The organism is Comamonas resistens (genome assembly GCF_030064165.1).
In the GTDB taxonomy this organism is placed as follows: Bacteria; Pseudomonadota; Gammaproteobacteria; order Burkholderiales; family Burkholderiaceae_C; genus Comamonas; species Comamonas resistens.
On the sequence record NZ_CP125947.1, the window covers coordinates 1,519,859 to 1,538,543 of the forward strand.

Consider the following 18,685-nt stretch of genomic DNA (forward strand, 5'->3'; position numbering starts at 1 on the left):
GCAAGAGGAGGAGACCCAGGATGAGCGTATCGACCACCGTGCCGCCGCGCGAGCAGACCCAGCAGAAGCTGGACCGCCGCTCGGCCATTGCCGCCAGGTACCTGGCATCCCTGCCGTACACCACGGCCGACCGGCTCGAGGACAGTGCGCGCCAGTTCGGCGAGCGCAGCCTGGTGCTCGAAGGCTTGCAGCGCTACAGCTACGCCGAGGTCAACCGGCGCGCCAACCAGGTGGCGCGTGCGCTGCGCCAGCAGGGCGTGGTCCGGGGCGACGTGGTGGCCCTGGCCATGGAGAACCGCGCCGCCTTCTTCTTCGCCTGGTTCGGCATCGCCAAGCTGGGCGCCGTAGTGGCCTTCATCAACACCCATGTGTCGGGCCGGCTGCTGCAGCATGCGCTGGAGGTGACCGGGGCCCGCCATGCCATCGTCGGCGGGGAATGCTCGGCGCGCTTTGCGGAGGTTGAAGACCTGGCGCTGTGGCACTGGCCCGATGCCGGAGCGGGCGAGTCTTGCGGCCCGGACCTGCAGGCCCTGGCCGGTGCCCAGGACGGTGGCAATGTGCCGCAAGAGTGGCGTGACGGGCTCAGGGCAGGCGACACGGCCCAGTACATCTTCACCTCGGGCACCACCGGCCTGCCCAAGGCGGCCATCGTCAGCCATGCGCGCTGGCTCATGGCGGGCGACTGCATGCAGGAGCTGTGGGGCATGGGCGTGGACGACTGCATGTACTGCTTTCTGCCGCTGTATCACGGCGCGGCCTCGATGTCGCTCACGTCCACGGCGCTGGGCGCGGGCTCCGCCATCCTGGTGCGGCGCAAGTTCAGCCGCAGCGAGTTCTGGACCGACGTGCGCCGCCATGGCGTCACTTTCTGCCAATACGTGGGCGAGATCTGCCGCTTTTTGCTCAGCGCGCCGGCCCGGGCCGATGATCGTGAGCACATGCTACGCAAGATGGCCGGCACCGGCCTGTCGCCCGAGATCTGGCAGCAGTGGACCAGCCGCTTCGGCGAGGACTTCCAGATCTTCGAGGGCTGGGGCAGCACCGAGGCTAACACCAGCAGCATCAACCTGGACAACCGCATAGGCTCCTGCGGCCGCATTCCGTTCTGGGAGAAGACCAACCTGCGCCTGGTGCGCTACGACCAGGAGCAGGGCGACTACCTGCGCGATGCCGACGGCTTCCTGCAGCTGGCCGCCGTCGGCGAGCCCGGCGAGGCCATAGGCATGCTGATGGCCTACCCCGATGTGATGGCCGGGCGTTTCGAGGGCTATACCAGCGCCGAGGCCTCCGAGCAGAAGATCCTGCGCGACGTGTTCGCCCGGGGCGATGCCTGGTGGTCCTCGGGCGATTTGTTGCGTTGCGACGACGAGGGTTACCTCTGGTTCGTGGACCGCATAGGCGATACCTTCCGCTGGAAGAGCGAGAACGTCTCGACGCTGGAGGTGGCCGATGCGCTGGGCGACTTCGCCGGCCTGGACGCCATCACCGTCTACGGCGTGCCGGTGCCGGGCCATGGCGGCCGCGCGGGCATGGCGGCGCTGGTGCTGCGCGAGGGCGCGGGCTTCGATCCGCAGGCCTTCTGGGCGCTGGCCACCAGCCGCCTGCCGCGCTATGCGGCGCCGCTGTTCGTGCGCCTGATGGACCAGCCCGACATGACGGGCAACTACAAGCTGCGCAAGGTCGACCTGCAAAGGCAGGGCTATGACCGTGCGCAGACCGGCGATCCGCTCTATGTGCGCGACGACCGGCAGCAACGCTATGTGCCGCTTACGGAGGCCGCCGTAGAGCAGGCGCTGGGCTAAGCCTTCCTGCCTCTGAAAAAGCCCGTGGATGCGTCTGCATCCACGGGCTTTTTTGCATGGGATGCCCGCTGCGAATGCTTAAAAAATAGGCGCCGTATTCTGGTAAATGCCGGGATACGCCAAGTGGGGATAGGACTTAGTCCTGTCGGACGATGGGGAAAGGGGGCGCCGATTCCAGCATCTACTTGTCTGCGAACGGTGCAGGCAGCGGGGCAGCGCGAAGCGTCCGCAGGGTGCGCCCTGCAGAAAGACCAGAACCAAGGAGACCGAGAAGATGAAGTGTGCAGTGACCAAAACTTCGCTGGCCATGGCGGTGGGCCTGATGCTGTGCGCATCGGCCCACGCCAAGGCTACAGTGAGCGAAGTGGAGCAATTGGGCAAGGAGCTGACCTGTGTGGGGGCCATCAAGGCCGGCAACAAGGAGGGCACGATCCCCGAGTTCACCGGCAAGTGGCTGGGCGCGCCGCCCGGCGTGCGGCATAACCCCCACAGCGGCGAGCACCCGGTGGACATTTATGCCGACGAAAAGCCGTTGTTCGTCATCACGGCGGCCAATGTCGAGCAGTACGCCGACAAGCTCAGTCCGGGCCAGAAGGCCATGTTCCAGAAGTACCCCAAGACCATGCAGATCCCCGTCTACAAGGGACATCGCGATTTCCGCTATAGCGACGCAGTTTGCGAGACCATCAAGAAAAATGCGCTGGAGGCCGAGGTAACTGAAAACCAAATGGGGCTCAAGGGGCGTATGGGAAGCATCAGTTTCCCGTTTCCCAAGACGGGTTTGGAGGCGCTGTGGAACACCTTGCTGCCTACGCGTGCCTATACCGAAGAGAGCCAGGCCGATGCGGTCAATGTGCTGTCCAACGGCTCCATCGTCTACGGGCGCAACGAATCGCGTTACCTTTCGACATTCAATGACCCGGCCAAGATGGGCAAGCCCATGGAGGATGTGACAGCTTACGCCTTCACCAGGACGCAGCTTCCCGATCGTGAAAAGGGCACGGTGGTCATCGTGGCCGAGCCGGCCAACTACGGTACGACCAAACGCCTGGGCTGGATGTACGACCCGGGTACGCGCCGCGTGCGCCAACTGCCCGACTTCGGCTACGACATGCCGACGCCCGGCACGGGCGGCAAGCTCACCACCGACTCCGACCGTTTGTTCAATGGTCCGCCCGACCGCTACGACTGGAAGCTGCTGGGCAAGAAGGAGCTGTACATCCCCGCCAACGCCTATCGGGTGATGCAGCCCAACATCACGTACAAAGATCTGCTCACGCCCAACCATGCAAACCCCAAATACATGCGCTACGAGCTGCGCCGGGTATGGGTAATCGAGGGCACGCTCAAGCCGGGCTACCGCCACGTCTATGGCAAGCGCGTGATGTATGCCGACGAGGACACGGGCCAGGCCGTGGTGGGCGATATGTACGACGCGCGCGGCCAGCTGTGGCAGCACGCCTTCATCAACATGTACTACTCGTACGACCTGAACGCTTGGCATGCCGGCGCGTCCTTCTACCACGACCTCAATGCCGGCTCCTACCTGGGCTATGCGCTGGTCAACGAGCGACCCAATGGACCGATTCTGGACCGCGGCGGGCTGACGCCGTCCATGTACACGCCCGAAGCCGCGCGCAACGCAGGCAATTGATTCCAAGGAGAACACACATGAACACGATTCTGATTAAGGGCGGCACGGTGGTGGACGGCAGCGGCGCACCCGCCTTTGCGGCCGATGTGCGGGTGCAGGGCAAGACCATCGTCGAGGTGGCGCCCGGGCTGGCACCGCGCGAGGACGAGCGCGTGATCGACGCCAAGGGCTGCTACGTCACGCCGGGCTTCATCGAGAGCCACACCCACTTCGACGCCACCATGTGGTGGCAGGCCGACCTGGACCCGCTGCCGGGCTACGGCGCGACCACGGTGGTGATGGGCAACTGCGGCTTCTCGGCCGCGCCGATCTCGAACGACCCCGAAGTGGCCCACGAGATGATCAAGATCTTCTCCTTCTTCGAGGACATTCCCGAGGGGCCGTTCCAGAAGAACCTGCCCTGGGACTGGCGCAAGTGGTCGGAGTACCAGCGCTCCATGACCACGCGGCTGAAGATGCCGGCCAACTACGGCTCCTTCGTCGGCCATATCGCCATCCGCCTTGCGGCCATGGGCATGGACGCCTGGAGCCGCGCGGCCACGCCGGCCGAGATAGAGCACATGGCCGAGCTGCTGGAAGACGCCATGCAGGCCGGCGCTTTAGGCATGTCGTCCAACCTGCTCGACCACGACGGCCAGGACCGGCCGATTCCCACGCTGCTGGCCGACGACGCCGAGTTCGATGCGCTGATGGCCGTGCTGGACCGCCACCCGGGCTGCACGCTGCAGGTCATCGTCGACACCTTCATGCGCATGTCGGCGCCGGCCAGCGTGGAGCGCATCGTGCGCCTGCTGCAGGGCAAGAAGCTGCGCGTGCAGATCGCCGGCGGCATTCCCACGCTGGAGTTCCAGAAGCCGGCGCTGGACATCCTCAAGCCGCTGATCGAGCGCGCCCAGGCCGACGGCCACGACATCTGGCCGGGCTTTGCCCATGTCTCGCCGACCAACACCCTGTCGCTCACGCGCTCGCTGATCTTCGCCCAGTCCAACGACTACGTCTGGCACGAGGTGGTGCTGGCCGAGACCGAGGAGGCTAAGCTCGCGCTGCTGAACGACCCGCTCTGGCGGGCGCGGGCGCGCGAGAGCTGGGACACCAAGGTCTGGCCGCACGCGCCCATGGCCAACCCGCAGCGTCTGCACCTGCGCAACTCGGACAACGGCATGGGGCCCATCAACCTCACGCTGCAGGACTATGCCGACCGGCGCGGCCTGCATACCTCGGACGCCATGGCCGAGTGGATCATCGCCAACGGCGTGCGCTCCACCGTGCACATGGCGCCCTTTCCCATGCTGGAGGACTTGACCATCGAGCTGCTCAGGCACCCGCAGACCGTGGGCAATATCTCGGACGCACCGGCCCACGGCCAGATGTTCTGCGGCGGCGGCGAGAACATCCTGCTGCTGACCAAGTTCTGCCGCGACGAGGGCCGGGTGACGATAGAGGAGGCCATCCACGCGATGACCGGCAAGCTCGCGCGGCACTTCAACCTGAGCGACCGCGGCGCGATTAGGCCCGGCCTGCGCGCCGACATCGTGGTCTTCGACCTGGCCGAGATCCAGCGCCGCGAGGAGTACAAGCGCTTCGACGTGCCCAATGGCGACTTCGGCGTCACCTGGCGTTACACGCGCGATGCTGCGCCCATGCGCCTGACCATGGTCAACGGCATGCCGACCTTCTTCGAGGGGCGCTTTACCGGCGCCATGCCCGGAGAGTTCGTGAGCCCGCGCGCCGAGTCCGCCGCCTGATGTCTCTTGAGCCTCTTCTAACGGGAGAGGTTGAATATCAAAAATCATAGCTTCTAGCGCTTGCTATGCAAGAAATTCAAATAGAAATGTATTTGAAATTATTGCTGATAGAGCGCAAGAAGCTCCCCTATTTGAAGCAACCCAAAAGCCGGCCACGGGCCGGCAGGCAGCGCCGCGCCTTGCGCGCTGGCCATCCTCTCCACCACCACCGGAAATCCACGAATGACCTACAAGATCGACCCCCGCAAGCAACTGCGCGCCATCGAGGCCCGCCTGGCCCAGCCCGGCGACGACGCCAAGACCGTGCGCAACCTGCGCAAGATGCTCGAGCACATGCACGCCGAGGCGTTGGGCGACTTCGAGACGCTAATGGCCACCGTGTCGCCGCAGGCGGCCTACATGAGCTTCAGCTCCGGCCCCGATTCACCTCAGAGCCCGCGCTCCAAGGAGGCCATCGCCCAGTACTACGGCGGCATGGTGGCGGCCAACTGCCACCAGATCGAGCACGCCATCGACCGTCTCGTCGCCGACCGCGACCATGTGACGGCCGAAGGGGCGCTGCGTATCGCCTACCCCACGGAGGTGTTGCGAGCCATGGGCCGGGCGGTGGATGGCGACGCTCCCTACTATTTGTTCGAGGCGCGCCTGCTCATTGTCTGGGGCTTCGACGAGCACAGCCTGGTGCGCTGCGAGGACTCCTACATCGCGGGCGACGGCTTCGCTGGAATTGAAGCGAGACCGCTGCAGCAGAAGGATATCTTCGCGCTCGTGACTGACCAGAGTTAATGTACGGATCACCTTCTCGCTTCCTAGCTGGGACGGCTGAGGGTGGTTGATTTTTTAGATCATTTCCCGTGCTTTCAAGACCCGTTATGCCTGAGTGCAAACGGGTTTTTTTTATGCATGTAGGTGCGGAAGCTGGCTTTCCAGGGTCTGACATTAGTCTCATCAGACGATGGCCGAAAGAGGTTGCAACCGTACTATCCGCTCGCCTGTCGATGGTGCAGGTAAGAGGATGCGATGAAGCTCCGTTTGTAGCCGCGAAAAAGTAAAAAACCAGAACCTAGGAGACATTGATGAAGCGTGTAATGGGAAAGACCCCGCTTGCTGTGGCGGTGGGGCTGATTGTGGCGGTATCGGCCCAGGCCAAAGTGTCTGCCAGCGATGCAGAGCGCTTAGGTAAGGACTTGACTTGTGTCGGCGCGATCAAGGCAGGCAACAAGGAGGGCACGATTCCCGAGTTCACCGGCAAGTGGTTGGGCGCGCCGCCCGGCGTGCGGCATAACCCCCACAGCGGCGAGCATCCGGTGGACATTTATGCCGACGAAAAGCCGCTGTTCGTCATCACGGCGGCCAATTTTGAACAGTACGCCGACAAGCTCAGTCCGGGCCAGAAGGCCATGTTCCAGAAGTACCCCAAGACCATGCAGATCCCCGTCTACAAGGGGCACCGTGACTTCCGCTACAGCGACGAGGTGTGCGCGGCCATCAAGAAGAATGCGACGACGGCAGAAATGGTGACCGATGGTCAGGGCATCAAGAGCCTGGGTGGCGCCATCAGCTTCCCCATTCCCAAGAATGGCCTCGAGGCGTTCTGGAACACGATGCTGCCCACGCGCGCCTATACCGAGGAGAACGTTGCCGACTCGGCCAACGTGTTGTCCGACGGCTCCGTCACCTTCGGCCGTAATGAGCTGCGCTACCTGGCACCGCCCAACAACCCGGCTGAAGTCGGCAAGCCGGTGGGCGATGTGACGGCCTACACCATCACCAAGGTGCAACTTCCCGAGCGCGAAAAGGGCAGCGTCACCATCACCTCGGACCCCGCCGACTACGGCACGAAAAAGCGCTTGGCCTGGCAGTACGACCCCGGCACCCGCCGTGTGCGCCAATTGCCAGAGTTCGGCTTCGACCAGCCCCTGCCCGGCACTGGCGGCAAGATGACCGTCGACTCCGACCGCCTGTTCAACGGCTCGCCAGAGCGCTACAACTGGAAGCTGGTGGGCAAGAAGGAGATGTACATTCCTGCCAACGCCCTGCGTCTGGTTCAGCCGACCGTCAAGTACAAGGACCTGCTCACGCCCCACCACCCCAATCCCGAGTTCCTGCGCTATGAGCTGCGTCGGGTCTGGGTGATCGAGGGCACGCTCAAGGAGGGCTACCGCCATATCTACGGCAAGCGCGTGATGTATGCCGACGAGGATACCGGCCAGGCCGTGCTCAGCGACATGTATGACGCGCGCGGCCAGTTGTGGCAGCACGCCTCGGTCAATATGTACTACTCGTACGACCTGAATGCCTGGCACGCCGGTACCTCGTTCTATCACGACCTCAACGCCAATTCCTACTTGGCCTACACGCTGTTCCAGGAGCGTCCGAAGGGCCCGGTGCTTAACCGCGGCGGAATGACGCCTTCCATGTTCACCCCCGAAGCCGCTCGCAACGCCGGCAACTAAGTTTTATCAACCAGCGATTCATCATGAAAAACAATATGAAGAAACTCACACCCATCGCAGTGGCCGCGCTGCTGTCCCTGGGCATGGGGGCTGTTCACGCGGGGGAGACGGTTGACCTTGGCGATGGCTTGAAGTTCGACTGGCGTCTGAACTTGAACTATGGCCTGGGTGTTCGTCTGAACAATCCTTCCCCGGTGATTGCATCTGACGGCAACAACAACTTTAAGAAGGGTTCTCTGACGGCCAACCGCCTTGGGGCGGTATGGGAGAGCAGGCTGTCCAAAGGCGATAGCGGTTTTGTGCTCAATGCCAGCACCTTCTATGACGATGTGTACCACCAGAGGAATGACAACAAGGGGCCGATCAGCACGGGCGGCCCTGCCGATCAGTTCACCTCGGCGGCCAAGCGCTATGGCGGCGGCTACTCGCGTCTGCTCGACACCTATGCCTACACGAGCTTCAACCTGGGTGAAGCCCGTGCCACGATGCGCCTGGGCAAGCAGGTGATGAACTGGGGCGAGTCCATGTTCTTTGCCAATATCGCCGGTGCGCAGGGCCCCAGCGATGCGGCCAAGGCGGCATCGCCTGGTGCGGAAATCAAGGAAATCCTGCTGCCCGAAGACCAGATCTCGGCATCGCTGGAGGTCAACCCCAAGCTGTCGCTGCTGGCCCACTATCAGTTTGGCTTCCATGAGACGCTGCTGCCGGCCGTGGGCATGTATACCAGCACCACCAACCTGATCGGCCCCGGCGCGAACTGCGGCTACAGGGCTGGACCGGCCTGCTATCTGCCGCGGGGCGACGACATCCGTCCCGGCAAGTCCGGTCAGTGGGGTATCGGTACGCGCTACCGTCTGACGAGTGAAACCGAACTGGGCCTGTACTACCTAGACTACAAGGATCGCTCGCCCACCGTCGCGATGAACGCTCTGGGGGGCTACAACATCAAGTACTTTGACGGCATCAAGATGCTGGGCGCCACGGTCAGCACGACCTTCGGCATGTTCTCCGCCTTCGGTGAAGCCAGCTACCGCAAGGGCACGCCCGTGCTGATGGGCGATCTGGCCACGCCGGTGCGCGGCAATGTGGTGCAGGGCAACGTAGGCGGCATCTTCAATATCGGTCGTACCTCGTTTGCCGATGATGTGTCCCTGGCGACTGAAATTTCCGGCTCACGTGTGATGAGTGTGGAAGAGGGCAGCCTCAACGATCTCAACTTCAAGACCCGCAACTCGCTGGTGGGCGCGGCGACCCTGACGCTGGGCTACCCCGGTATCTTCGAGGGCTGGGACATGAGTGTTCCCATCAGCTACCAGTCGCAGATCGTTGGTCGCTCGATGGTGGGTACTTTTGGCGGTGGTCAGGGCGACAGCCGTCTTAGCCTGGGCGTGACCTTTGTTCGCAAAAACAACCTCTCGATCAACGTCACTTACGCCAACTACATGGGCAATCCTTCCGTCGATCCGCTGAAGAACCGGATGCTGACAGACCGCGATCAGCTGTCTGTGACTGCAAAGTACTCGTTCTAAATCTCACGAGCAAATCCAACCCCAAAGGCCCGGTCATTCCGGGCTTTTGTGTCTGAGGTGGGAGTTAAGGAAATGCAATTCATGATCTCCAGGAAATGGTCCGGTCTGGGCATGGCGCTGCTGTGCCTGTGCAGCGCTTCGGCCGGGGCTCAGTCCATGTTCGATGCACTGCCGCCCTTGCCAAGAGTCATTCCCATGATGCCGCCCACGGTGCTGAACGGCGACACGCAAGGCGAGATTCGATTTAGATCCAGCAGCCCTTATGACCTCGATGTGCTGCTCAATCAGCCGGGCAAGGCCGAAGCCACCATGGGCATGGGCAAGCTGCTTTTGCCGGCACATGCCAGTGAGAAGAGGCCGGTGCCTGCCATGGTCATATTGCCGGGCGGGGCTGGAGCGATTCCGGGGCGTGAGAACGAAACCGCACAGGCGCTGGCCGATAGCGGCATTGCCGCGCTGGTCATCGACAACTTCAAGCCGCGCGGCATCAGCGAGGAAATGCCCGATGCGCTCAAGGTCATGGGGACCTCGGAGTTCGACGCGGTGGCCGATGCCTATGCGGCGCTGAAGACCTTGAACAAGCACCCGGCGATTGACGGCGGGCGCATCGGCCTGATGGGGTTTTCCAAGGGCGGGATCGCGGCGCGCATGAGCATGGACGAGCGCATCCGAGAGAAGCTGGCCCCCGAGGTGCGGCCCTTTGCCCTGCATGTGGATTTCTACGGCCCCTGCTATGCCAAATTGCAGACGCGCAAGACCACGGGGGCGCCGTTGATGAGCTTTCGCGCCGGCAGGGATGCATCGAACGACCTGGTGGCTTGCACCGAGCAGGAGACGGCGCTGCGCCACGCTGGCTCGGACGTCAGCACCGTGGTCTATGCCCGGGCCGGCCATGATTGGGAAAGCACCCGCGTGCGTCATGTCACGGACAAGCCCTATCTGGCCGGCTGCACCATCGAGTTCAACGACAAGGACCTGCCCATGCTCAACGGACAGGTGCTGATCCCAGAGGGGGCCAGGCCAGACCGACAGACCCGCTACCAGATCCGCATCCAGAGCGGCAAGGCGCTGGGCGACTGCGTGAAGGTCGGCTACCTCAGTGGCCGCGACGAAACCGCGCGTAGCCTGGCGAGCCGGCAGCTGCTGCAGTTTCTGAAGGCGCGCTTCGAGATGTAGCAGGAGTAGGACCCGCCACCAGGCCCGTAGTGATGCGGGCCTTTTTTGTGCATGAAAATGCTGCGTGGTCATTGACCATGCTGCGTTATTTGATCCTGTTTTTTATGAGTGCGCCCGCATGAAAAAAGCCACACGGCACATGCCGTGTGGCTCTGAGGCCGGCGCGCAAGCGCTTACATGATGACGGAGCCTGCGGTCAGGCCGCCGTCGACTACGAATGAGGCGCCGGTGGAGAACGAGGATTCGTCGCTGGCCAGGTAGACGACCATATTGGAGATTTCCTGGGGATGGGCGAAGCGCGTGAGGTTGGAGCCCTCGAAGTCCTTGTCCTCGATGGGGTGCAGGGCCTGGGTCAGCGGCGTGGCCACAGCACCGGGGTGCACCGAGTTGACGCGGATGTGGCGGTCCGCCAGCTCCAGGGCCACGGACTTGGTCATGCCGGTCGAGCCCCATTTCGAGGCGCAGTAGCCCAGCAGACCGGGGTGGGCGGTGAGCCCCGAGGTGGACGAGATGTTGATGATGGAGGCCGGCGCGCTCTTGGTGAGGGCTTCGAGCGCGGCCTTCATGCCCAGGAACTGGCTGGTGAGGTTGATCGCCAGCGTGCGATTCCACTGCTCGACGCTGTAGTCCGAGAGCGGGCCCATGGTGAGGATCCCGGCGTTGTTGACCAGGGTGCTGAGCTTGCCGAAGCGCTGCACCGTGATGGCCACGGCCTTTTCCCACTGGTCGAACTGGGTCACGTCGAGATGTACATAGTGCGCGGCATCGCCCAGTTCCCTGACCAGGGCCTGGCCTTGCTCATCGGCGATATCGCCGATCACCACCTGGGCGCCTTCGGCTACGAAGGCCCTGGCGTGCGATGCCCCCATGCCCATCGATCCGCCCGAGATGAGGGCAACCTTGCCTTGCAGACGTCCGGTCATGCCTGGCCCCCCTGCCGCACCGTGAATGGAGCGCGTTGCTGTTGTCTCATGCTTTTCTTTCTTTGGAAAATGCCCGGTTGCGGGCGGGTTACAAAAAATCGACAGCCGGTGGAGAAGGTTCGATCTAAGCGGCTGCGGGTGCTGGCTGCATCACGCTGCGGTCGCCGATCTCCAGCAGCAGCGTCATGCTGCGGCTGTGGATGCGCCAGCCCTGTGGCTGCTGCACCCATTCGTCCTCGTAATAACCCACCGCGTCATAGCGCAGCGGCGCGCGCTCGTGCAGGCCGGCATGTACGGCGCGCACATGAATCTTGCTGCGCACACGGGCGGGGTCGGAGGCGTCGACCTCCAGGTTGCCCAGCAGGTGCTGTGTGGGGCCGCAGCCCCCCATGTGCACATCGATCATGCGGCGGATTTCGGCCGCGCCCTGGCAGACATAGCTGCCGCCATAGGTGGCAGTGCAGTCCGCAGTGAAGACCTGGTCCAGCAGCGCCAGGTTGCGCGTATCCACGGCCGTGGCATAGCGGTTCAGGACCTGGAGCAGCGCGTGTTCGAGCGCTAGCTGCTCTGGGGTGCTGGGGGCGGCTTTCATTGCGGCTTTCCTTTCACGGGGGATTGAGGGGTGGGCTGGAGCGCTCCGCCTCGACGGTGTGGGGCGGCTGCGCCGGTTGTCGGCGCCGGGCGGGTCCGCTGGGCAGCGGCACGGGCGCGGGCCTCGGCGCCTTCCACGTTGAGCCAGTAGGCCATGGCAGGCAGCAGGAAGATGGCGCCCAGCATGTTCACCAGGAACATGAAGGCCAGCAAAATGCCCATGTCGGCCTGGAACTTCAGCGCCGAGAAAGCCCAGGTGCCGACACCGATGGACATGGTCAGCGCGGTGAAGATGGCCGCATTGCCACGCTGGCGCATGGCTTCATAGAAGGCCTCGCGCAGTGTGATGTCGCGCTCGCGCAGCTCATGCTGCATGCTCTCGAACAGGTAGATGCCGTAGTCCACGCCCACGCCCACACCCAGCGCCACCACAGGCAGCGTAGGCACTTTCAGGCCAATGCCCAGCATGGCCATCAAGGCATTGCAGAGGATGGAGACGATGGCCAGGGGAACGACAATGCACAGCACGGCGCGCCAGCTGCGGAAGGTCAGCCAGCACAGCAAGGTGATGGCGCCAAAGATGGAGCCCAGCATCTGCACCTCGGCGTGTTCCACGGCCTCGTTGGTGGCCGCTGCCACGCCGGCGTTGCCGCCAGCCAGCTTGAACGTGATGTTGGGGGTCTTGTCTTCAGCGATGAAGTTGCGCACTTCATCCACCACATGGCTCAGCGTTGCGCCTTCGTGATCCTTCAGGAAAACCTGCAGATTGATGACCTTGCAGCCTTCGGTGTTCAGGCCCAGATCGGGCGAAAGCGCCCTTGTGCCCGAGCGCAGAGCGGCTTCGGTGCGCTGCAGAGCAGACCAGCGGGGGTTGCCCTCGTTGTTGCTCGAGGCCGCAATCTTGGCCAGACCGGAGACGGTAGAGACCGATTGCACGCCGTCGACACGGCTCACGCGGGCTTCAAAGCGCTCCACGGCATTCATCACCTGCCAGTTCAGGCAGCTCTCCTCGAGGTTCGAGGTCTCGACAAAGACGGACAGCACGTCCATGCCGATGGAGTAGTTGCTGATGATGTTGTCGTTGTCGCGGTTGTAGCGCGAGTCGGCACGCAGCTCGGGCGCTCCGGTGCCTACGTCACCGGTCAGCAAGTGGCGCGACTCGTAAGTGCCTGCTGCCAGCAGCGTCAGCGATACGAACAGCGTCAGCAGGGCCGGGCGACCTTCGGCCAGAGCCGAGAGCTTCCACCACAGCGGGCTGCGGCCGCTGGCCGTCGAGGAAGGGGCCTGCATGGCCTTTTTTTCCAGGCGCAGATTGGCCAGCACGGCAGGCAGGAAGATCTTGTTGGTGATGATCATCAGCAGCACGCCCATGCAGGCGGTCAGGCCCAGCTCGTGCACGATGGGAATGTCGATCAGCATGATGACCATGAAGCCCAGGGCGTTGGTCAGCAGGGCCAGCGCACCGGGGATGGCCAGCTTGCGAATCGCATTCTCGGCAGCCAGCCTGGAGCTCAGGCCCGCGCGCACATCATGTTTCCAGGCTCCTGTCATCTGCACGGCATGAGACACGCCAATGGAGAAAATCAGGAAGGGCACCAGAATCGACATGGGATCAATGCCGTAGCCGATCAGCGGCAAAATGCCCAGCAGCCAGATCACGGGCAGCAGCGCCACGGCCAGACCCACCACCGTGATGTTGGTGGACTTGGTATAGAGGCGAAGCATGATGGCCGTGACGACAAAGGCAATGGCGAAGAAGGTCATCACCGTGCTCAGGCCGTCCATCACGTCGCCCAGCACCTTGGAAAAACCAATGATGTGGATGGAGATGTTCTTGCCTTCGAACTTGCTGCGGATCTCCTCCAGGCGCTGTGCCACCTTGTGATAGTCGAGCTTTTCGCCGGTCTTGGAATCCACTTCCAGCAGGTCGGCGCGCACCATGGCGGATTTGAGGTCGTTGCTGACCAGAGAGCCGATCTGGCCGGACTTGGCCACATTCGAGCGCACCTGGGCCAGCCCTTCGGCGTCGGCTTCGAAGCGTGAGGGGATCAGCACCTCGCCCACATAGCCGTCTTCGGTGATTTCTATGTACTTCACGTTCGGCGTGTAGAGCGAGTACACCTGGCCGCGGTTGACGCCGGGGGTGAAGAACACCTCGTCGGTGACACCGCGTAGGGCTTCGAGGAATTCCCGGTTGTAGATATCGCCCTGGCCCTTCCATTCCACGCTGACCAGGATGCGGTTGGCGCCCGAGAAGGTGGCAGAGTGTTTGAGGAACGCCTCCATATAGGCGTGGCGCATGGGGATGAGCTTGTTGAAGCCCGGGTCCAGATGCGTGCGCATGGCGGAGACGCCCAGCAAGGCGGTGGCAAGCAAGGTGAGCACGACGATGGTCTTGCTCCAGGAGATCAGCCAGCGGGCGGTGGCGGCGATGAACCGGTCCAGGCGGCTTACGGGTTCGGTCAAGGTCATGGCTTGTCTCCTTGGTCAGCCTGGGGGGCGGCCTCGGCCTGTGGGGGAAAGGGCTGCAGCCCGGCGTCGCTGGATATCCAGCCGTTGTTGGCGCCGGCCAGCACGATGTCGGTCAGCGTGGCGCGGCCCCTGGCGCGTTCCAGGGAGAAAGTCTTGCCGCCATCCATGCTCAGGCCCAGCATGCTGCCCTGACCGACCAGAACGATGGTTCCGTCGCCTTCCAGGGCGTGGCCAAAGAAGGAGATGGGGGCGGGAACCTGGGACTTGAGCCACTGCGCGCCCGGCGCCGACTGCAGGAAGGCATTGCCGCGCATGCCGTAGATCAGCCAGCCGTCCCCCTTGGTTGCCATGGCGTTGTAGAACGAACCGTTGTAGAAGGCGGGCTCGGTGTGCCAGGTGGCACCGGCGTCGTCAGACTTGAGCACCAGACCGCGCTCGCCCACGATCAGCCAGTGCTGCTGGTCGGCAGAGCTGGCAATGCGGTTCATATGCTTGTCTTCGACTTCTGCGGGCAAGGCCAGGGGCTGCCAGCTCTTGCCGCCGTCCTTGGACTCCAGTGCACGGCCAAATGCGCCCACGGTGATCCAGTCACCCGATGGCAGGCGTGCAACCGACATTAGGGGTTCGCCGTTTTCCTTGGAGAAGGCCATCTCCTCCCAGGTGCTGCCGCCATCCTTGGTGCGCAGAATCCAGCCTTCGTGGCCCACGGCAAAGCCGGTCTTTCTGTCGGGCGCAAAAGCGACGCTGACGATCAGGGCCTGACGATCCTGGTTCAGCCTGGCGGCAGTCCAGTGGGCGCCCTTGTCGTCCGAGTAGAGGATTTCGCCCATGGCTCCGACCGTGAGGATGCGGTCGCCAACCTGGGTGATGGCATTGAAATGGGTGCGCTCCACGCCTATGGTCGTGGGTGCGAGAGGTGGCGGGGTGCGAGGCGCAAAGGCTAGCGCGGAGGCAAATGCCACCAATGCTGCTGCGCCTATACCGACGGCTGTTTTCACTTTGTCTCCTTATGGGCCTGACACACGCTTGTGCGTGAGTCGCGAACACATATGCAGATTCAGGATTCGAGCCTTTGGCAACATCGTCCGAATGGACGTTAGCTCTGGGAACTGAGGGTATCTACGGGGCTGAGTTCTTAGTCTGCATTGACGATGGCCCGGGTGCTCTTTGCTCCCACAATGAGGCAACAATTTCTAAAAGAGGGAGACCAATTTGGGTTGGCAAGAGGAGGTAGCGCTGGTCGGCATTGCGCAGTACAGACCTGAGAGGCAGGCGACCGCGCCGCGCATGCTTCATCCGGAGTCGGTGGCCGATCTGACGCAACGGGCACTAGGCAACAGGCGTGGGCACCGAAGCGTTGAAGATCGGCATGGCCTTGCGTCCGGCGCCGGGTGACCGTGCCGTCAGCTTCAAGACCCGTGCGCTCGCGCATCAGGGGCGTGAAGCAGCTCAGGCGCAGCATGCAGATGATCATGGAGCTCAACATCCATGTGGCGGCCAGGACCATCCGGCTGTCATCAGCGATCTGGTGATTCTCTGTATGTGATTGCCTGGGCCCGGACGGTGGTGGCCGTCCGGTCTGGTTCAATTTCTTCAAGGTTTGGGCTTTGCTTTGGCAAAGCCCTTTTTTGTACCCGTTCGGCAGCCAGGCTGTTGAAATTGATAGCTGATGGCGCTTGTCTCCAAAGCATTTGAATTCTTGAAAAGCCTGAAATCTATTGTTTTAGGGTGGTGGAAGCTCTTGTTTCAATAGCTAAAACCATATCGAAGCAAAGTCTGCGGGTTGGCACCTAAGTAGATACCTGCTCATCAAGATGGACGATGCCGGCGTTTTTGCGCTGGCGATACTGCAGTCAAAGAGCCATTGAGACGGAACAGGAGACAACGATGAAAAAGCAATTCCATCTGCTGAACGGATTCAGGGTCATCATGCTTGCTGCCGCAGCGTTGGCCCTGTACCTGCCCGCCACGAACATGCCCCAACAGACGGTAGTGGCGGCGCAGGAGACTACCCAGGTCAAGCTGCCAGAGGGCATTCGTCTGGCCAGCTCCCAGACTTCCTGGCAAGTGGTCGCGGCTCTCGCCTATTGATCTCCAGGCCTGGGGCAGGCGCAGCACCGCCCTGAAAACGATCCGCGGCAGGTCCGTGCATGGCCGGACTTCGCTCGCTCTTTCTGTGGCCCTTCGTCCCGGTGCAAAGCCTGGCATCGTTGCCCGGCCTTTCTCTCCCTGCAGGTCGCTCTTGTTCAGATCTTGTGCACCGTGCTCCGTTGTCCATGAAAAAAGGTTCAGCGGCCGCCCAGGCAGCCACTGAACCCCATACAAAGTGGAAATGAACCGGTAAAGACTAGGCTGCGACGGGCTGCTTCTGGCGCTGGCGCACCATGGTCAGTGCCGTGTCCTCAATCATGTCTTCCTGGCCGCCCACCATGCCGCGGCGGCCCAGCTCCAGCAGCAGCTCGCGCGCGGGAATGCCGTACTTGGCTTCGGCGCGCTTGGCAAACAGCAGGAAGCTGCCGTACACGCCCGCATAGCCCAGGGTCAGCGCGTCGCGGTCGATGCGGATGGGGAAGTCCATCAGCGGCACGACCAGGTCTTCGGCCACGTCCTGGATCTTGAATACGTCCACGCCGGTTTCAATGCCCATGCGCGCGCATACGGCGATCAGCACCTCCATGGGCGTGTTGCCCGCGCCCGCGCCCAGGCCTGCAGCCGCAGCGTCAATGCGATTGGCGCCGACTTCGATGGCGGCCAGCGAGTTGGCAATGCCCATGGCCAGGTTGTGGTGGCCATGGAAGCCCAGTTCGGTCTCGGGCTTCAGCGCCTGGCGCACGGCGGACAGACGCTCCTTCACGTCGTCCGGCAGCATATAGCCGGCCGAGTCGGTGATGTAGATGCAGTTGGCGCCATAGCTTTCCATCAGCCTGGCCTGCTTGACCAGACCTTCGGCGCTGTTCATATGGGCCATCATCAGAAAGCCAACGGTGTCCATGCCCATCTTGCGGGCCATGGAGATATGCTGCTCGGACACGTCAGCCTCGGTGCAGTGCGTGGCCACACGGATGGTGGAAACGCCCAGCTCGTGGGCCATCTTCAGGTGATCAACGGTGCCAATGCCGGGCAGCAACAGGGCCGAGACCTTGGCCTGCTTCATCAGCGGGATGACGGCGGACAGGTATTCCTCATCCGTATGGGAGGGGAAGCCATAGTTGACCGAGCTGCCGCCCAGACCGTCGCCGTGGGTGACTTCGATCAGCGGCACGCCCGCCGCGTCCAGACCTGTGGCCACAGCCTTCATTTGCTCCAGCGAGATGAGGTGGCGCTTGGGGTGCATGCCGTCACGCAGCGTCATGTCGTGAACGGTGATTTTCTTGCCTTTGAGGGACATGTGTTTCTCCTTGGATCAGGCTGCAACAGCGGATGCGGCGGCTTCAGACAGCTCGAAGCGGCCAGCCAGGATTTCTTCGGCAAACATCTCGGCGGTGCGTGCGGCTGCGGCGGTCATGATGTCCAGATTACCGGCGTACTTGGGTAGGTAGTCGCCCAGGCCCTCGACTTCCATATAGATGGAGACGCGGTTGCCGTCGATGACCGGGCCGTTGACCAGCTTGTAGCCGGGCACGTATTTCTGTACTTGCTTGATCATGTCCTGCACCGAGGCTTCGATCTCGGCGGGCTTGGGCGTGTCCACCGTCAGGCAGTGGATGGTGTCGCGCATGATCAGCGGCGGCTCGGCCGGGTTGATCACGATGATGGCCTTGCCCTTTTGCGCGCCGCCGATCTTCTCGACTGCGCCCGAAGTGGTGCGGGTGAACTCGTCGATGTTCTTGCGCGTGCCGGGGCCGACGGAGCGGCTCGATACCGTGGCCACAATCTCGCCGTAGCTCACGGCCTGCACGCGCGATACCGCAGCCACCATGGGGATGGTGGCCTGGCCGCCGCAGGTGACCATGTTCACGTTCATGGCCTTTTCGGCGACCTTCTCGGCCAGGTTCACGCTGGGCACGCAATAGGGGCCGATGGCCGCGGGCGTCAGGTCGATCATCAGCACGCCCAGCTCGTTGAGCTTGCGGCTGTTTTCGGCATGGACATAGGCGCTGGTGGCGTCGAAGGCGATCTGGATGCCGTCTTGCTTGACGAAGGGCAGCAGGCCGTCCACGCCGTCGGCCGTGGTCTTGATGCCCATTTCACGGGCGCGTTTCAGACCATCGGATTCGGGGTCGATGCCGACCATCCATACGGGCTCCAGAATCGGGGAGCGCTGCAGCTTCATGAGCAGGTCGGTGCCGATATTGCCAGGCCCGATCAGCGCGCACTTGATCTTTTTTTGCGTCATG

The 18,685-nt window shown here is 62.9% G+C and carries 15 protein-coding genes; 9 read left to right on the forward strand and 6 right to left on the reverse strand.

Annotation, left to right across the window (positions count from 1 at the left end; genetic code table 11):
- Positions 1 to 20 precede the first annotated feature (20 nt).
- The 7 genes from QMY55_RS06945 to QMY55_RS06975 all read left to right on the forward strand — a co-directional run bounded on the left by QMY55_RS06945 (position 21) and on the right by QMY55_RS06975 (position 10,362).
- Entirely contained in the window at positions 21 to 1,802 is a 1,782-nt protein-coding gene (locus QMY55_RS06945) for a long-chain-acyl-CoA synthetase (RefSeq protein ID WP_283487935.1), read from the forward strand.
- A 274-nt stretch (positions 1,803 to 2,076) separates the two neighbouring features.
- On the forward strand, positions 2,077 to 3,456 hold the full coding sequence (locus QMY55_RS06950; protein ID WP_283487936.1) for a DUF1329 domain-containing protein: 1,380 nt from the start codon (positions 2,077 to 2,079) through the stop codon (positions 3,454 to 3,456).
- A gap of 17 nt (positions 3,457 to 3,473) precedes the next feature.
- Entirely contained in the window at positions 3,474 to 5,201 is a 1,728-nt protein-coding gene (locus tag QMY55_RS06955; protein ID WP_283487937.1) for an N-acyl-D-amino-acid deacylase family protein, read from the forward strand.
- 222 nt (positions 5,202 to 5,423) lie between these two features.
- A complete protein-coding gene (locus tag QMY55_RS06960) occupies positions 5,424 to 5,987 on the forward strand; it encodes a nuclear transport factor 2 family protein (RefSeq protein ID WP_283487938.1) in 564 nt (187 codons plus the stop codon).
- A gap of 290 nt (positions 5,988 to 6,277) precedes the next feature.
- On the forward strand, positions 6,278 to 7,657 hold the full coding sequence (locus QMY55_RS06965; protein WP_283487939.1) for a DUF1329 domain-containing protein: 1,380 nt from the start codon (positions 6,278 to 6,280) through the stop codon (positions 7,655 to 7,657).
- Positions 7,658 to 7,692: 35 nt separating this feature from the next.
- Positions 7,693 to 9,186: a DUF1302 domain-containing protein gene (locus tag QMY55_RS06970; RefSeq protein ID WP_283487940.1), complete on the forward strand. Its 1,494-nt coding sequence runs from the start codon at positions 7,693 to 7,695 to the stop codon at positions 9,184 to 9,186.
- 81 nt (positions 9,187 to 9,267) lie between these two features.
- Positions 9,268 to 10,362: a dienelactone hydrolase family protein gene (locus QMY55_RS06975; RefSeq protein ID WP_283487941.1), complete on the forward strand. Its 1,095-nt coding sequence runs from the start codon at positions 9,268 to 9,270 to the stop codon at positions 10,360 to 10,362.
- 173 nt (positions 10,363 to 10,535) lie between these two features.
- Here the strand turns inward: QMY55_RS06975 and QMY55_RS06980 are convergent, their stop codons facing one another.
- The 4 genes from QMY55_RS06980 to QMY55_RS06995 form a co-directional block, all read right to left on the reverse strand.
- Positions 10,536 to 11,285 carry a glucose 1-dehydrogenase gene (locus tag QMY55_RS06980; RefSeq protein ID WP_283487942.1) on the reverse strand — a complete coding sequence of 250 codons (750 nt, stop codon included), beginning with the start codon at positions 11,283 to 11,285 and terminating at the stop codon, positions 10,536 to 10,538.
- A 124-nt stretch (positions 11,286 to 11,409) separates the two neighbouring features.
- Positions 11,410 to 11,877 carry a nuclear transport factor 2 family protein gene (locus QMY55_RS06985; RefSeq protein WP_283487943.1) on the reverse strand — a complete coding sequence of 156 codons (468 nt, stop codon included), beginning with the start codon at positions 11,875 to 11,877 and terminating at the stop codon, positions 11,410 to 11,412.
- Positions 11,874 to 14,348, reverse strand: coding sequence for an efflux RND transporter permease subunit (locus QMY55_RS06990; RefSeq protein WP_283487944.1), 2,475 nt, complete (start codon positions 14,346 to 14,348; stop codon positions 11,874 to 11,876). The genes QMY55_RS06985 and QMY55_RS06990 overlap by 4 nt, the downstream gene beginning before the upstream one ends.
- On the reverse strand, positions 14,345 to 15,346 hold the full coding sequence (locus tag QMY55_RS06995; protein ID WP_283487945.1) for a WD40/YVTN/BNR-like repeat-containing protein: 1,002 nt from the start codon (positions 15,344 to 15,346) through the stop codon (positions 14,345 to 14,347). The genes QMY55_RS06990 and QMY55_RS06995 overlap by 4 nt, the downstream gene beginning before the upstream one ends.
- Before the next feature lie 344 nt (positions 15,347 to 15,690).
- Between QMY55_RS06995 and QMY55_RS07000 the strand changes: the two genes are divergently transcribed.
- On the forward strand, positions 15,691 to 15,894 hold the full coding sequence (locus QMY55_RS07000; protein WP_283487946.1) for a hypothetical protein: 204 nt from the start codon (positions 15,691 to 15,693) through the stop codon (positions 15,892 to 15,894).
- A gap of 341 nt (positions 15,895 to 16,235) precedes the next feature.
- Positions 16,236 to 16,439 carry a hypothetical protein gene (locus QMY55_RS07005; RefSeq protein ID WP_283487947.1) on the forward strand — a complete coding sequence of 68 codons (204 nt, stop codon included), beginning with the start codon at positions 16,236 to 16,238 and terminating at the stop codon, positions 16,437 to 16,439.
- 256 nt (positions 16,440 to 16,695) lie between these two features.
- Here QMY55_RS07005 and tesG read toward each other — a convergent pair whose 3' ends face one another.
- Both tesG and tesF read right to left on the reverse strand, forming a co-directional pair.
- Positions 16,696 to 17,736 carry a 4-hydroxy-2-oxovalerate aldolase TesG gene (tesG, locus tag QMY55_RS07010; protein ID WP_283487948.1) on the reverse strand — a complete coding sequence of 347 codons (1,041 nt, stop codon included), beginning with the start codon at positions 17,734 to 17,736 and terminating at the stop codon, positions 16,696 to 16,698.
- Positions 17,737 to 17,751: 15 nt separating this feature from the next.
- Positions 17,752 to 18,684 carry an acetaldehyde dehydrogenase TesF gene (tesF, locus tag QMY55_RS07015; protein WP_283487949.1) on the reverse strand — a complete coding sequence of 311 codons (933 nt, stop codon included), beginning with the start codon at positions 18,682 to 18,684 and terminating at the stop codon, positions 17,752 to 17,754.
- Between the last annotated feature and the right edge of the window lies 1 nt (position 18,685).